This window comes from Dyella kyungheensis (genome assembly GCF_016905005.1).
Lineage (GTDB): Bacteria > Pseudomonadota > Gammaproteobacteria > Xanthomonadales > Rhodanobacteraceae > Dyella > Dyella kyungheensis.
In genome coordinates, this window is record NZ_JADIKC010000007.1 from 82,874 (window position 1) to 97,352 (window position 14,479).

Below are 14,479 nucleotides of genomic sequence, written 5' to 3' on the forward strand. Positions count from 1 at the left end.
CCAACGAAAACGCAACCCTCGGAATTCCGCGGGTCAGCATGACCAACGAAGACAAGACAAGACAATGCGTTATTTACCTTGGCTGGCAAGCTTTCTATTTCTTTCTCTCGCTGGGCAGCTCGCCATGGCGGGAGAGTGCCCTCTTGATCTGCAGCTAACAGGCTCGCCAGATGTCATTCTCCAACAATTGAAGGAATTGCCCGTCATGAGCGCGGAGCAGCAAACCGAACGAAAGCCTTTGTTCGGGCACTGCGATTATAAGACGTCTACTTTCATGCAATTCAATGGAGCTCCCACGGGAATGTGCTCAGTGGCCGGGTACCCAGTGATCGCTTCCGCGGTGGAAATTGTCGACAGTAGCTCCGCAGTGGTTGCGCAGAGCTATTTAATCCCGAAGTCAGAAGCCGCACTCAGGGCGGTGGATGCGACTATCAAGAAGATTGCGACTCCTTTGTCACCGGCTGAATACCCAGAAGCGTTGCGCAGGCCGAATGCTTATACCCTGATCGATATCGCTTATGCGAAGAACGACGATCTATGGATCATTAGCCACAAGTACTGGGAGCCAAATGAGGCTCATTCGTTACCCGATTACTACGTGCTGATGCACGTCAGGAGACCATGGCTGACATTCGCATTGAGAGATACCAATAAATGCATGGCGCTACCTCAGGCGGATAAGCATTGATCAGTAACGGCAGGAAAAAAGCGCCAGGGACAATTCCAGCACAGCCTGGCCAGCACTCGGATCGTCCATCTAGGCTCATTGAAAGTCCCTTCCGCCACCAGATTGCAACCACCCGGTTTTGGAACATGCAATGAGACTTCGAATTTGCTATTGGAAGCTTGGTACAGCGACGGTTCTTGCTATCGCCTCCAGCTCAGTGGCCGCCAGTGGCGCACTGAATGCGAGAACCTACATCGATGCTGCCAACGAGTTGCTTTTGCGTGACCCATCACCCCGCAAGTCGGATCCGGTCACAGCGCGCTGGCTTGAAACGGTTACCGATGTCCAAGGCATTCTTGGGTCGGGCCCCTATGAAGCATCGAACATGATATCGCTCATGTCTGTGTGCGGCATGTCCGTGCAGCTCGCCGCGCGCTACACCTTGGAGGGGTTCGACCAACTAACGCCCCTGGCGAATGACAAAGTGAAGCTATCCGCAGCTCTGGTAAAGCTTCAGACAGAGAACGCTGTGACCTATCAGGATGAATTGGCCGGCATCATGGCCTTTTCCATAGCATGCATGTCCCGCGAAGTTGCACCGATGAACGAATTTCTGGCGTCCTTATCTCCAGAACAATTGACGCCTATTCGCCGCCAAGGGGCAGCGCAAATGCGCGACGGCATTCGCGCCGCGATTCTTGGAAACATCTCTCTTTCGAGTGACGTAAGCATAAGTGTCGAAAATCGGAGAATTATCGTCACCTCCCTCGCTGCCAACATTGATGCGCTCGCCACCTCGTTGCCTGAAGATTTTCGCCGATATCTCGTAGGAGTGATGGAAGCCCAGCCATCCGTGAGTGATGCAGACATCCGCAGGGCAATGTCACACATCAGTGAAGTATTGAAGACGCAAGGGCCGTGCAATGGGGTCTGCGGAATTTGATCGAGAGCAGCCGGGATGCTCCAGAGCCGACTTTCCATCTGCGCCCACTGGAAAAGGCGCCGGAAAAGGTGCCGGCGACAATTTCTGACATCAACAACAGTGCCATTTCTGAAAAGTGCACTGACATCTTGTCAGACCCGAGCCCTCACGCTCGGCTGCGGTCACGCGGACATCCATCTCGCCCAACCCTGACAGACGATGCCAGCCCTGCTTGTTAGGGTCAGTCCGCCATTCGCGCTGTCGTGTTGCAAGGCCTCGCGAATGACCATGACTACCAGGTCATGAGGCGCGGGCCGTGAGTGCTTGCTACACCCACGACCCGCTAACCATCACCAACTTATAGAGAGTTGATATGGCTACCCGTGATCATACGGTACGCATTCGCTCGTCCGTCCCCCCTGACGACACCCTCACTCCTCCGCCAGACGACCCGTTGTCCTCGGCGGCGGCATGGCCCGAAACCCTGCGGCATAGCACTCGCGGTGACATCGCTCTGGCGGTGCTCGCCCTCACGCGCTTGCGTCTCGACAGCGAGCAGTGCCGCATCGCGCAGGCGCGCGGATTCCCCGGCAGACCGCTGCCATGGCCGCTTCCCGTGGCCGTCACGGCCAGCCTCGGCACGGCCATCCACTGTCTTCAGCAGTACGCCCGCCTGCTCGGTGACGAGCCTCGAGTGAACACCACACGCCTCCGATGATCGCCCTTACGGCGCATCGGCCTTCATGGTGATGCGCCGCTCTCGGGCGATCACCGACGAAGCTGCCAAGCATTCACTGACACGGAGCGCTGTAAGCGCTTAGCCGCTGCGCGGCCGTGTCCGACAGGGAGGAACCACCATGGAACTGATCCAGCTCACCCCGCATTCGGAAGTGGACCCCTCGCAACCGCTGCGAGCCCCCGGCGACATCCTGCTGCACGCCTACCTGATCCCAAGCGCACTCAACCCCGCCCAACTGGCCTGTCGCTCCGGCATCCCTGCCGATCACATTAAAGCCTTCATCGCCGACACCCACCCCATCACCCCCAAGACCGCGCTACGCCTTTCCCTCATCTTCGATACCACCGCCTTCTACTGGCTGGCACTTCAGGCGCGGTACGATCTGGAAAGGGCGAAGCCTGTGGTCCGCGCTTATCGTCCTCTTGTTGATTGAGGGCAAAAGCACGACACGACAAACGGGATGGGGATCGTTGAGCCCGACCGCCATTGTTCGAATTAACTACCTCCGCCGCGGTTGCTCTGGATGCTGCGACAATTGGCCCGGAAAAGCGGCGTCTGCTTTCAACCATATCGGACCTAAAGCTCTGCAGGGAGCTGCGAGCAATAGTCTGATTCTGGGCGCCGCGGCGCTGCCCCATCCTCTCGAAGCAACCAGTGCAAATCATCCCAAGGAGGGCTTGAGCTTGAAAACACCTGACGAATTTGCAGAAGCAATGAAGGCGAGAGAAGCACTTTCTCATGGAGATATCAACGGCTCCCTCGCCGCCCCTGGCACTGGGGGCAAACAGTACAGCCCGTGCCCCCAAACGCGCCTGTTGAACACCCTGGCGCTCCTGCTCTGCGGTGGCGTGGCCCTGTGGATGGCGTGGCGGGGTCTGGGCAACCACCATCCGCTGCTCGCTGGCGTCGTTGCTCTAGGCGCTGTGCTCGCCATCACCGGCGTGGCGTATGTGGCCACGGTCCGTGTTGTTATTGATGACCGAACGCTTGTACGCACTTGGCTCATGGGCCGACGGGTCATCGTATTGGAGGACATCGCGCAACTGGGCCTCGTCCAATACAAGGGCACGCTGTCGCTGCTCATTCGGAGAAGTCGGTGGCGTCGACTGTCGCTCAGCAGTGATACGTTCGACTGGCAAGATGTGCGCTGTATGCACCGCGACATTCTGCTGGCCTTGGGCTTGGACACCGAGCCGATGTGGCCGACCGCCCCGCGCTGGCTGGGAATGCTGGACGTGGCTGCGGTGCTGAGCTACAGGCGCTTCCAGGCGGAGAGGCAAGGAAGCGATGGCGCTCATTTAGAGAAAGTGTTCTGACCCCTTTGTTTGGCTAAGAGAAATGAAGAAGGCCGCCTTTTCATTGGTATTTGGGCTTGTTGCATTCGCGCTCGGATGCATTCTTGTGTTTGCTCTCGCCTTTGTGATGAGCATCATAAGTGGCGGGGAATTTGACGTGCCTCACGTTGCGCATGCGTCCATCCGTTCCGGCCTATTTCTAGGAATAACGGGTCTTCTAATGTTTTCCTTGTATGCATCCGACCGCAGGCGATAAGGGGCCGGCATGGTTGCCCCGCTGCTCAGCACCGACCCTCCACCACCAGGAGTAAGTCCGGTCCTGACTACTTCTGACCGCCCCATGGGTTAGCGAGAATTTCCCCCTGACACCATTTCTTCCCAAATTCTCTCGGTCACCGCCCACCGTCATTTCGGCACAGGCGGAATCCAGTAGCGAGTACGTCGATTCATCGAGATCGCCGGCGGTGCGCTTCGCGAAAACTCAACACAGTGTCTGCTGGATTCCGGCCTGCGCCGGAATGACGGTGAGGAAGATGCACATCGATGGCAGGTTTTGAACGAGCATAAAAAAGGCCGCTTTCGCGGCCTTTTTTTATGCAACGTCTGAACAACTCAAGACGGCAGTCGACGAATCTTCGCACCAAGCACGCCGAGCTTCTCCTCGATGTTCTCGTAACCGCGATCGATGTGATACACGCGATCCACCGTGGTGTCGCCTTCGGCCACCAGGCCGGCGAGCACCAGGCACGCGGAAGCGCGCAGGTCGGTCGCCATGATCGGCGCGCCGCTCATCTTTTCCACGCCCTTGATGATGGCCGTATTGCCTTCCAGGCGGATATCCGCGCCCAGGCGCTGCAGTTCCAGCGCGTGCATGAAGCGGTTCTCGAACACGGTCTCGGTGATCACGCCCACGCCTTCGGCCACGCAGTTGAGCGCGGTGAATTGCGCCTGCATGTCGGTGGGGAACGCCGGGTACGGTGCGGTGGTGATGTTCACGGCCTTGGGACGGCGGCCCTGCATGTCCAGCTCGATCCAGTCCGGACCGGTGGAGATGTGCGCGCCGGCTTCTTCCAGCTTGGACAGCACTGCGTCCAGCGTATCGGCACGGGCGTTGCGTGCGCGCACCTTGCCGCCGGTCATCGCGGCACCCACCAGGAAGGTGCCGGTTTCGATGCGGTCGGGCAGCACTTCGTACTCGGCGCCATGCAGGCGTTCCACGCCGTGAATGATCAGGGTGGAGGTGCCGGCGCCTTCAATCTGCGCGCCCATGGCGATCAGGCAATGCGCCAGGTCGACCACTTCCGGTTCCTGCGCGGCGTTCTCGATGATGGTGGTGCCCTGCGCCAGCGCGGCGGCCATCATGATGTTCTCGGTACCGGTGACGGTGACCATGTCCATCGAGATGCGCGCGCCCTTCAGGCGCTTGGCCTTGGCCTTGATGTAGCCGTTCTCCACGACCACCTCGGCGCCCAGCGCCTGCAGGCCGCGGATGTGCTGGTCGACCGGACGCGAGCCGATCGCGCAACCGCCCGGCAGCGACACTTCCGCCTCGCCGAAGCGGGCCACCAGCGGGCCCAGCACCAGGATCGAGGCGCGCATGGTGCGCACCAGGTCGTACGGGGCGAAATGGCGGTCGGTGGTGCGCGGGTCGATGTGCATCTTCATGCGGTCGTCCAGCACCAGCTGCGTGCCCATCTGGCCGAGCAGCTCGATGAAGGTGGTCACATCGTGCAGATGCGGCACGTTGCTGATCGCCACCGGCTCGTCGGCCAGCAGGCAGGAAGCGAGGATCGGGAGTACGGCGTTCTTGGCGCCCGAAATACCCACTTCACCGTGGAGCGGCTCGCCGCCACTGATCAGGATCTTGGCCATTGAATGTCCTTGCGAATGGTTTGCTGGGGAGCGCTGCGCCGCCTTAACGGCGCGCACCGACTTCCGCGGGAGTCAGCGTCTTGAGGGCCAGCGCGTGGATCGCACCGCCCATGAGATCGCCAAGCGTGGCGTAAACCAGGCGGTGTCGCGCCAAAGGAAGCTTGCCGGCGAACTGTTCCGCCACCACTTGGGCTTCGAAGTGCACGCCGTCGTCGCCACTGACGGAAGCCTGAGCACCGGGCAGGCCTTGTTCGATCATTGCCTGAATGGTGGCAGCGTCCATGGTTGTTCCACTTGCTTTGATGGGGTCAGCGCCGCCGATCCGGTAAGTAACCGAACCCAATGGCAGCGACTATGACGTTAAAATGCGAATATGCCATGTTAATGGAAAACCTCTGTCGCAGAAACGACACGTGCTGTCGGCGCCTTCCGGCCCTGGGCCGTTAACCACCCACAACAATATGATTTAGCGGAATTTTCCCTCTACCAACACCTGTTCAGGGTGATGACGGAAATCCGGCCGACTTTCGAGGACGCATGAACGCCCACGTTGCCCCAGCCAACCCGAACGCGATCAACGCCGATGCCATCGTGCAGAGCGCGCGCACCGTGATCGCCACCGAGGCGGCCACCATCAGCGCGCTGGAACCGCGTATCGGACCCGAATTCGTGGAAGCCTGCCGCCTGATCATCAGCTGCGCCGGCCGCGTGGTCGTGACCGGCATGGGCAAGTCGGGCCATGTGGCCCGCAAGATCGCCGCCACCCTGGCATCCACCGGCACGCCCGCGTTCTTCGTCCATCCGGGCGAAGCCAGCCATGGCGACCTGGGCATGATCCTGCCGCAGGACATCGTGCTCGCCCTGTCCAACTCCGGCGAAACCGACGAGGTGCTGTTCATCCTGCCGGTGATCAAGCGCCAGGGCATTCCATTGATCGCCATCACCGGCAACGCCCATTCCTCGCTGGCCGACCAGGCCAACGTGCATCTGGACGCCAGCATCGCCGTCGAGGCCTGCCCGCTGGGCCTGGCGCCCACCGCCAGCACCACCGCGGCGCTGGTGATGGGCGATGCGCTTGCCATCGCCTTGCTGGAAGCGCGCGGATTCACCTCGGAAGATTTCGCCCGCTCGCATCCGGCGGGTAGCCTGGGGCGTCGCCTGCTGCTGCATATCAGCGACGTCATGCATACCGGCGAAGGCATTCCGGCCGTGCCGCCGAACGCCTCGCTCACCCAGGCACTGATGGAAATGACCCGCAAGCACCTGGGCATGACTGCCGTTGTCGATGCCGACCATCGCCTGCTCGGCGTGTTCACCGACGGCGACCTTCGCCGAGCGCTGGACGACGACGACCTGGACCTGCGCGGCGCCACCGTGGCCGAACTGATGACGCGCGGCCCCAAGACCATCGGCGCCGACAAGCTGGCCATCGAGGCCGCCCAGCTGATGGAAAAGCACCAGATCCACGCGCTGCTGGTGGTCAACGACCAGCAACAGGTGGTGGGAGCGCTTAACATTCACGATCTGCTCCGCGCCCGTGTGGTCTGATCGAAAGGCTCGGCTGCTATCAATTCCTGCGTGCACCGTCTGCGCCGCCCGGCGTTTGACGGTATCGCCCTCCCGCCCTTCTGCCGACAGATCCCATGTACCTGGCTGACCTTCCCGCTGACGTGCTCGCCCGTGCCGCCAAGATCCGACTCGTCGTGTTCGACGTGGACGGCACCTTGACCGACGGGCGCCTGTGGTATGCCGAAGACGGCCACGAAACCAAGGTGTTCCATGTGCACGACGGCCTGGGCCTGAAGTTGCTGATGGCCCATGGGGTGCAGGTGGCGATCATTTCGGCGCGCATCAGCCACCCGGTGGCACTGCGTGCCGAGGAACTGGATATCGCCCACGTCTACCAGGGCCAGGGCGACAAGCGCGCCTGCCTGCAGCAGCTGCTGGAAGCGCTCAACCTGACGCCGGAACAGGCCGCCTTCGTGGGCGACGACCTGCCCGACCTGCCGGCGATGCGGGAGGTCGGCCTGGCCGTGGCCGTGGCCAATGCGCACCCGTGGGTCGCCGAGCAATCGCACTGGCGCACCCGCCTGGGCGGCGGCCTGGGCGCGGCCCGCGAGGTCTGCGACCTGGTCCTGCACGCCCAGGGCAAGACGGATGCCGAGCGGGAGCGCTGGAAGTGAGCTTGCGCAGTTACCTGCGCGATCGCGGCCTGCCGGTAGCGATCGTGCTGATCGGCCTGGCTACCGGGGGCGCCCAGCTGTTGTACTGGTGGCTGGCGCCGGCGCCGAAGGTCAGCGAGTTCGTGGGTCCGCCGCGCTCGGGCTATACGCTGACCAATTTCCAGCTGTGGTCGTACGACGTGGACGGCTTGCCGAGCTTCGAGATGGTCGCCCCGCACCTGGAGCGCCGCGAGAACGACGAGTCGCTGTACATCAACACGCCCGACTTCACCTTGCCGTCCAACGAGGCCGGCGTGCCGCCGTGGCTGGGCAAGTCGCTGTACGCCTGGGTCGACAAGAGCGGCACCCTGCTCAAGCTGCAAGGCCCGGTCTACATGCACCGGGCGGCCTTTGCCCAGACCGATGCGGCCGAAATGCACACCTCCGACGTCACCGCCTGGCCAAAAGAAAACCGAATGGTGACGGACGCCCCAGCGCATATGAAGCAAGGCGCACGTACACTTAACGGGGTGGGCATGCGTGCCAACCTCAACACCAATCATCTGGAGCTGTTCGATGAAGTCACCGGCTCGTTTCCGCCGCGACCCAAGAAGTCTCAAGCTGCCCCTCGCCCTGCTGGGCCTGGGACTGCTCATCCTGCAGCCGGCACTGGCCAAGCAGGATGACCGCAACCAGCCGATGAACTTCTCGTCCAAGTCCATGGACGGGTTCAACGCGCCCAACACGGTCACTACGCTCACCGGCAATGTCGTGGCCACGCAGGGCACGATGAAGCTGACCGGCGCCGTGGCCAAGCTGTATCTCGATGCCGACACCCAGGTGGCGCGCGCCGTGGTGACGGGAAACCTGGCGCATATCGAACAGCTCGACGACGCCGGCAACCTGATGCAGGGCGACGCGCTCCAGCTCGACTACGACAACATCAACGGCATTGCGGTGCTCACGGGTAACGCCGTGGTGCGTCAACAGGGCCGCGGCGAGTTTCATGGCGACAAGCTGGTCTACAACACGCAGACCTCGCTGATCACCGGTGAAGCCGCTGGCGACGGCCTGGTGCATGGCGTGATCCTGCCCAAGGCCAAGCCGGGCGCACCTGCCGCCACGCCGCCGAAGCCGGGCACGCCGCCTGCCACGCCGCCACCGGCCCCCAAGCCGGCCGAGGGCCATTGATCGATGCTTTCTGCTGAAGGTCTGCAAAAGAGTTTCAAGGCGCGCCAGGTCGTGCGCGACTTCGCCTTCTCCATCCGCGAAGGCGAAGTGGTGGGCCTGCTCGGCCCCAACGGTGCGGGCAAGACCACCTGTTTCTACATGGTGGTGGGCCTGATCGAAGCCGATGCCGGCACCATCAAGCTGGACAAGCAGGACATCACCGGCCTGCCGATGCACCAGCGCGCCAAGCTCGGCATCGGTTATCTGCCGCAGGAAGCCTCGGTGTTTCGTCGCCTGACCGTGGCCGACAACATCATGGCCGTGCTGGAACTGCGCGAAGGCTGGGACGAAAAGCGCCGCACCAACGAACTGGAAAGCCTGCTGGACGAACTGAAGATCGCGCACATCGCCGACCAGAAAGGCATCAGCCTTTCCGGTGGCGAACGCCGCCGCGTGGAGATTGCGCGTGCGCTTGCCGCACATCCGCGCTACATGCTGCTGGACGAACCGTTCGCCGGCGTGGATCCGATCTCGGTCGGCGAAATCCAGCGCATCGTGCGTCATTTGAAGGAGCGCGGCATCGGCGTGCTGATCACCGACCACAATGTGCGCGAAACGCTGGGCATCTGCGACCGCGCGTACATCCTCAACGACGGCGAAGTGCTCTCGCGCGGTACGCCTGCGCACATCCTCGCCGACGAGAAGGTGCGCGAGGTCTACCTGGGCCGCGAATTCCGCCTGTAACGGCGGCGGAACAGGCCCGGCCCGCGGAATTGCGGGCTATGGGAGACCGGGATCACGCTCTAGCCTATGGCCGACCCGGAAGGCACGAGTTAGGATGACCTTCACGTTCATCCCGACCCGCTGGCATGAAACCCGGACTGCAGTTTCGCCTCAATCAACAGCTCACGCTGACTCCACAGTTACAGCAGGCCATCCGCCTCCTGCAGCTGTCGCAGCTTGAGCTGGAGGCTGAGCTGCGTCAGATCGCCGAAAGCAATCCTCTTCTCGAGTTCGCCGACGACAACCCCGACAATCTCGAGGGTGACGAACGCGAGTCCGAGCCACCGATGGACGCGATCCCGGTCAGCTCGTCCAGTTCCAGTTCCAGCAGCAGCGATACCGTCGACGATGCGGAAGCCCCCGAATGGGGTGAGGCAGAGCGCGACGGCGGCAGCGACGATCCGGTCGACTTCTCGCTCAGCGGCGCCTCCTCGCGCAACAGCAATCCGGACGAAGACGGCTTCGAGCCGCAAAGCGCCGCGCAGGAAACGCTGCAGGAACATCTGCTGTGGCAGCTCAACCTCACGCACATGAGCGTGCGCGATCGCACCATCGCCACGGTGTTGATCGATGCGCTCAATGCCGACGGTTATCTCACCGAGAGCATGGAGTCGCTGGTGGCTGCGCTGCCGGCCGACATCAAGGCCAGCGCTGCTGAAGTCGAGCAAGTGCGGCGCATGCTGCAGCGTTTCGATCCCACCGGCATTGCCAGCATCGACCTGCGCGATTGCCTGCGCGTGCAGCTCGAACAATTCGATCCCGATACGCCGCAACGCGAACTCGCGCTGCGCATCGTCGATGCCGAACTGGAACTGCTCGCGCGCAACGACATCGCGCGTCTTGCTCGCAAACTGCGAGTGAGCGAAGACGATACCGCTGCCGCGGCCGTGTTGATCCGCAGCCTCGATCCACGCCCTGGTGCCGCGCTCGATGTCACGCCTGTCGAATACGTCGCTCCTGACGTCTACGCACGTAAGGATGCCGGCCGCTGGCGTGTAAGCCTTAATCCGGACTGCCAGCCGCGGCTCGGCCTCAACCAGCATTATTGCGGCCTCATCGCCCAGGCCCGCGGCACCGACGCGAGCTGGATGCGCGGCCAGTTGCAGGAGGCGCGCTGGCTCATCAAGAGCCTGGAATCGCGCGCCGAGACGCTGCTCAAGGTAGCCGAGGCGATCGTGCGGCGGCAGAGCGCCTTCCTCGACTACGGCCCCGAAGCGATGCACCCCCTGGTGCTGCGCGAAGTGGCCGAGGAAGTGGGCATGCACGAATCGACCATTTCACGTGTAACTACCCGCAAGTACATCCATACGCCGCGGGGCACGTTCGAACTCAAGCATTTCTTCTCCAGCGGCGTGTCCACCGAAGACGGTGGCAGCGCGTCGGCCACCGCCATCCAGGCCATGCTGCGCAAGTTGGTCGATGCCGAGGACCCGCGCAAGCCGCTGTCCGACCAGGCCATCGCGGAGGAGTTGCATCGCAAGGGCATTCAGGTTGCCCGACGCACCGTCGCCAAGTACCGCGAAGCCATGCGTATTCCCAGTTCCAGCGAGCGCCAGCGCGCTGGCTGAACGGGTTTGCCCGTGTCTGCGTCATCCCGCCTCGGGAACTTGGCCGCGAAAAAGACGTCCCCATACCTATAGCCAGGACGACGCGAGAGAAAGCCTGTCATGTCTGAGGCGTGAAGGTCTTTCTAACGCGAGCAGTTCGTCCGAGGTGCATAGTGACTATCCCAACGTGGTCAGGAGGCCGGAGCAAAACCTCGCAATACCGGAGTTTTCAAAGGTGTGTCGGCCACGACATGAGCGACCGGCGCATCGATTCCAGCCGCGTCCGCGGCAAGTACCAGAGGAGGCGCAACATGCAAGTACAACTCAGCGGTCAGCAGATTGAAGTCACCCCGGCCCTCCGGGATCATGTGAACAGCCGGCTTGACCGCCTCACCCGCCTCGATGAACGCATTCTCAGCCTGAGCATCGTTCTCTCCGTGAACAAACTGCAGCAGCGCGCCGAAGGCACGCTCAATGTCACGGGCAGCACCCTGCACGCTGAAGCGCTCGAGAACGACATGTACGTCTCCATCGACGTACTCTTCGACAAGCTGGTGACCCAGTTGCGCAAGCACCGCGAGAAGATCTGCGACAAACATCAGCGCGCCGCCCGCGAGGAGCGCCTGTACGGCTGATCTCCGCCAGGCCCGCCCGGCTCCGGGCGGGCCTTCTGCCCTCTTTCCCTGCACGTCCAAGGCGCCCGCCGGTGTGAACTGGCACAATATCCGGGTAGCCGCCCTCTTCCGGTGGCGCAAAGGACAAGGCTTGGACCGGCTCTCCGCCCGACAACTCTATGACAGCGTGCATGAGCGCATGGCCTTGCGCTGGGTCTCCGGCATGCGTGGCGAATCCCGCGTGCTCGAGCAGGCAGCGACGACCACGCGTCGTCCCTCGCTGATCGGCTACCTCAACGTCATTTACCCGAACAAGATCCAGATCATCGGCACCGAGGAGCTGAATTACCTCGACGGCCTGGAATCGCGCCAGCGCTGGGAAGCGATCAACAAGATCGCCGCCTACCAGCCGGTGGCGATGATCGTGACCAAGGATCAGCCCATCCCCACCGACCTGCGCGAAGTGGCGGAAGAAACCAATACGCCGCTGTGGATCAGCTCCAAGCGCGGCCACGAGCTGCTGACCTGGATGCAATACCACCTGGCGCGCATGCTGGCGCCCAAGGTCACGCTGCACGGCGTGTTCCTGGAAGTGTTCTCGATCGGCGTGCTGATCACCGGCGAGTCGGGTTCGGGCAAAAGCGAGCTGGCGCTGGAACTGATCAGCCGCGGCCATCGATTGGTGGCCGACGATGCCACCGAGTTCACCCTGATCGCCCCGGACGTGATCGACGGCACCTGCCCCGAGCTGCTGCAGGACTTGCTTGAAGTGCGCGGCCTGGGCGTGTTGAACGTGCGAGAGATGTTCGGTCACACCGCGGTCAAGCCGTCCAAATATCTTCGCCTGGTGATACATCTCAAGCCGCTGCGCGAAGGCGAGGACACGGATGGACTTACCCGCCTCACCGGCGACATCGGCCACCGCGAAATCTTCGAGGTGCCGGTGCCGATGATGACGATCCCGGTCGCTCCCGGCCGCAACCTGGCGGTGCTGGTGGAAGCGGCGGTGCGCAACCACGTGCTCAAGAGCAAGGGCATCGACCCTGCACAGACTTTCATCGACCGCCAGGCGCACCAGATGCGCCGGCTGCCTCCGTGGTGACCCATGAGCGAAACCCACTCCCTCAGCGCGCTCAACCGAGCTGACGCGGTCAACCTGATCGTGCTCACCGGCATGTCCGGCGGTGGCAAGACGGTGGCCCTGCGCGCGCTGGAAGACCTCGATTTCTACTGCGTGGACAACCTGCCCACGGCCCTGCTGCCGCAGCTGGTGGCGGCGGTGAGCGGCAACGTGGAAGGCAAGCGCCGCCATGTCGCCGTGGGCGTGGACGTGCGCAATCCGGGCGAAGACCTGAAGCGCATGCCGGCGATCCTGTCGGAGCTGGCGTCCAAGGGAGTGAAGGCCCACCTGATCTTCCTCGACTGCCGCGACGAGGTGCTGATCAAGCGCTATTCGGAAACGCGCCGCCGCCATCCGTTGTCGTGGCAGGGCCTGTCGCTGGCCGACGCGATCGCCGAGGAACGCCGTGTGCTGCGCCCGCTTTCGGCCATCGCGGACAAGGTGATCGATTCCAGTGAACTGAACGTGCACCAGTTGCGCCGCCTGTTCGCCGCCGGCTATGCCGAGGCCACCGAAGGCCTGACGCTGATGTTCCAGTCGTTCGCCTTCCGCCGCGGCCTGCCGCTGGACGCGGATTTCGTGTTCGACGCGCGTTGCCTGCCGAACCCGCACTGGAATCCCACGCTGCGCCCGCTCTCGGGCAAGGACGCGGCCGTGCGCGATTACCTCGATACGCAGCCGATCGTGGCCGAGTACTACGCCGACACCGCGCGCTGGCTCGACACCTGGCTGCCGCGCTTCGAAGCCGACGACCGCAGCTACGTCACCATCGCCATCGGCTGCACGGGCGGTCGACACCGTTCGGTGTACCTGGTGGAGAAGCTTGCCGCCCATTACCGCGCGCTACGCAACGGCGTGCTTACCTTCCATCGCGAACTCGAGTGATAGCCATGCTGGCCATACCTTTACCGCGGACTGGCACGCCGTCATGAGCGTCGGCGTGTTGTTGATGACGCACGAGGCGGTCGGCCAGGCGCTGATCTCCGCCTCCCACCACGTGCTGCCCAAGCTGCCGCTGCGCGTGGAGGCCGTCGAGGTTCCACCGCAGGCGGATCCGGATGTGATGCGCACGCTCACCGCCAAGCATGCGCGCGAACTGGACGAAGGCGACGGCGTGCTGGTGCTGGCCGATCTTTACGGCGCCACGCCGTGCAACATCGGCCTGTCGCTCGGTGCGCTGGGCGTCCGCTTGCGTTGCGTCTCGGGGCTCAATCTCCCGATGCTGCTGCGCGTCCTCAATTACGCAGAAAAACCGTTGGACGAGCTGGCGGAAATCGCCGCCAGTGGTGGCCGCGGAGGGATCTTCATCGACCATGCTTGAACGCGACATCGTTGTCTCCAACAAACTGGGCCTGCATGCCCGCGCCTCGGCCAAGCTCGTGCAGCTGGTGCAGGGTTTCAAAGCCACCGTGTGGCTGGTCAGCAAAGGCCGCGAGGTGAATGCGCAAAGCATCATGGGTGTGATGATGCTGGCCGCCGGCATAGGCACGCCGCTGACCGTTCGCGCCGATGGTCCGGACGAGCAGTCCGCCATCGAAGCCGTGGTGGCGCTGTTCGATCGCAAGTTCGACGAAGGAGCCTGAGTGGC

18 protein-coding genes are annotated in these 14,479 nt (G+C 62.8%); 16 read left to right on the forward strand and 2 right to left on the reverse strand.

The annotated features are described in order from the left end of the window. The first annotated feature begins 64 nt into the window (after positions 1 to 64). From ISP20_RS15065 to ISP20_RS15085, 5 genes are all read left to right on the forward strand, one after another. Positions 65 to 688, forward strand: a complete 624-nt coding sequence (locus ISP20_RS15065) for a hypothetical protein (protein WP_204636939.1) — start codon at positions 65 to 67, stop codon at positions 686 to 688. A 130-nt stretch (positions 689 to 818) separates the two neighbouring features. Next, positions 819 to 1,610, forward strand: a complete 792-nt coding sequence (locus ISP20_RS15070) for a hypothetical protein (protein WP_204636940.1) — start codon at positions 819 to 821, stop codon at positions 1,608 to 1,610. Positions 1,611 to 1,962: 352 nt separating this feature from the next. Continuing rightward, positions 1,963 to 2,307 (forward strand): hypothetical protein, encoded by a 345-nt coding sequence (locus ISP20_RS15075; RefSeq protein WP_204636941.1) that lies wholly within the window; start codon positions 1,963 to 1,965, stop codon positions 2,305 to 2,307. 139 nt (positions 2,308 to 2,446) lie between these two features. Beyond that, positions 2,447 to 2,761 (forward strand): HigA family addiction module antitoxin, encoded by a 315-nt coding sequence (locus tag ISP20_RS15080; protein WP_204636942.1) that lies wholly within the window; start codon positions 2,447 to 2,449, stop codon positions 2,759 to 2,761. A 250-nt stretch (positions 2,762 to 3,011) separates the two neighbouring features. Further along, positions 3,012 to 3,644: a hypothetical protein gene (locus tag ISP20_RS15085; protein ID WP_204636943.1), complete on the forward strand. Its 633-nt coding sequence runs from the start codon at positions 3,012 to 3,014 to the stop codon at positions 3,642 to 3,644. A 591-nt stretch (positions 3,645 to 4,235) separates the two neighbouring features. Here ISP20_RS15085 and murA read toward each other — a convergent pair. Together murA and ISP20_RS15095 are read right to left on the reverse strand one after the other, a co-directional pair. Then, positions 4,236 to 5,495, reverse strand: coding sequence for a UDP-N-acetylglucosamine 1-carboxyvinyltransferase (gene murA / locus ISP20_RS15090; RefSeq protein WP_204636944.1), 1,260 nt, complete (start codon positions 5,493 to 5,495; stop codon positions 4,236 to 4,238). Between the two features lie 43 nt (positions 5,496 to 5,538). Next, positions 5,539 to 5,778, reverse strand: a complete 240-nt coding sequence (locus ISP20_RS15095) for a BolA family protein (RefSeq protein ID WP_204636945.1) — start codon at positions 5,776 to 5,778, stop codon at positions 5,539 to 5,541. Between the two features lie 254 nt (positions 5,779 to 6,032). On the opposite strand from ISP20_RS15095, the gene ISP20_RS15100 reads away from it, so the two are divergent. From ISP20_RS15100 to ISP20_RS15150, 11 genes are all read left to right on the forward strand, one after another. Next, on the forward strand, positions 6,033 to 7,043 hold the full coding sequence (locus ISP20_RS15100) for a KpsF/GutQ family sugar-phosphate isomerase (protein ID WP_204636946.1): 1,011 nt from the start codon (positions 6,033 to 6,035) through the stop codon (positions 7,041 to 7,043). A gap of 95 nt (positions 7,044 to 7,138) precedes the next feature. Next, positions 7,139 to 7,678, forward strand: a complete 540-nt coding sequence (locus ISP20_RS15105; protein ID WP_204636947.1) for a KdsC family phosphatase — start codon at positions 7,139 to 7,141, stop codon at positions 7,676 to 7,678. Beyond that, a complete protein-coding gene (gene lptC, locus ISP20_RS15110; RefSeq protein ID WP_204636948.1) occupies positions 7,675 to 8,343 on the forward strand; it encodes an LPS export ABC transporter periplasmic protein LptC in 669 nt (222 codons plus the stop codon). Before ISP20_RS15105 ends, lptC begins: the two co-directional genes overlap by 4 nt. Then, positions 8,234 to 8,848, forward strand: a complete 615-nt coding sequence (gene lptA / locus ISP20_RS15115; RefSeq protein WP_204636949.1) for a lipopolysaccharide transport periplasmic protein LptA — start codon at positions 8,234 to 8,236, stop codon at positions 8,846 to 8,848. The genes lptC and lptA overlap by 110 nt, the downstream gene beginning before the upstream one ends. Before the next feature lie 3 nt (positions 8,849 to 8,851). Continuing rightward, positions 8,852 to 9,571 carry an LPS export ABC transporter ATP-binding protein gene (gene lptB, locus ISP20_RS15120; RefSeq protein WP_046973274.1) on the forward strand — a complete coding sequence of 240 codons (720 nt, stop codon included), beginning with the start codon at positions 8,852 to 8,854 and terminating at the stop codon, positions 9,569 to 9,571. Positions 9,572 to 9,696: 125 nt separating this feature from the next. Continuing rightward, positions 9,697 to 11,178, forward strand: coding sequence for an RNA polymerase factor sigma-54 (locus ISP20_RS15125; RefSeq protein ID WP_204636950.1), 1,482 nt, complete (start codon positions 9,697 to 9,699; stop codon positions 11,176 to 11,178). A gap of 290 nt (positions 11,179 to 11,468) precedes the next feature. Beyond that, the gene (gene hpf / locus ISP20_RS15130; protein ID WP_204637362.1) at positions 11,469 to 11,792 is read left to right on the forward strand and encodes a ribosome hibernation-promoting factor, HPF/YfiA family; all 324 of its coding nucleotides are present in this window, start codon (positions 11,469 to 11,471) and stop codon (positions 11,790 to 11,792) included. Between the two features lie 130 nt (positions 11,793 to 11,922). Beyond that, positions 11,923 to 12,873, forward strand: coding sequence for an HPr(Ser) kinase/phosphatase (gene hprK / locus ISP20_RS15135; protein ID WP_204636951.1), 951 nt, complete (start codon positions 11,923 to 11,925; stop codon positions 12,871 to 12,873). Positions 12,874 to 12,876: 3 nt separating this feature from the next. Continuing rightward, positions 12,877 to 13,776: an RNase adapter RapZ gene (gene rapZ, locus ISP20_RS15140; RefSeq protein WP_204636952.1), complete on the forward strand. Its 900-nt coding sequence runs from the start codon at positions 12,877 to 12,879 to the stop codon at positions 13,774 to 13,776. 43 nt (positions 13,777 to 13,819) lie between these two features. Then, positions 13,820 to 14,212 (forward strand): PTS sugar transporter subunit IIA, encoded by a 393-nt coding sequence (locus ISP20_RS15145; RefSeq protein ID WP_204636953.1) that lies wholly within the window; start codon positions 13,820 to 13,822, stop codon positions 14,210 to 14,212. Next, complete coding sequence (locus ISP20_RS15150; RefSeq protein ID WP_204636954.1) at positions 14,205 to 14,474, forward strand: HPr family phosphocarrier protein; 270 nt, start codon at positions 14,205 to 14,207, stop codon at positions 14,472 to 14,474. The genes ISP20_RS15145 and ISP20_RS15150 overlap by 8 nt, the downstream gene beginning before the upstream one ends. The last annotated feature ends 5 nt before the right edge of the window (positions 14,475 to 14,479 follow it).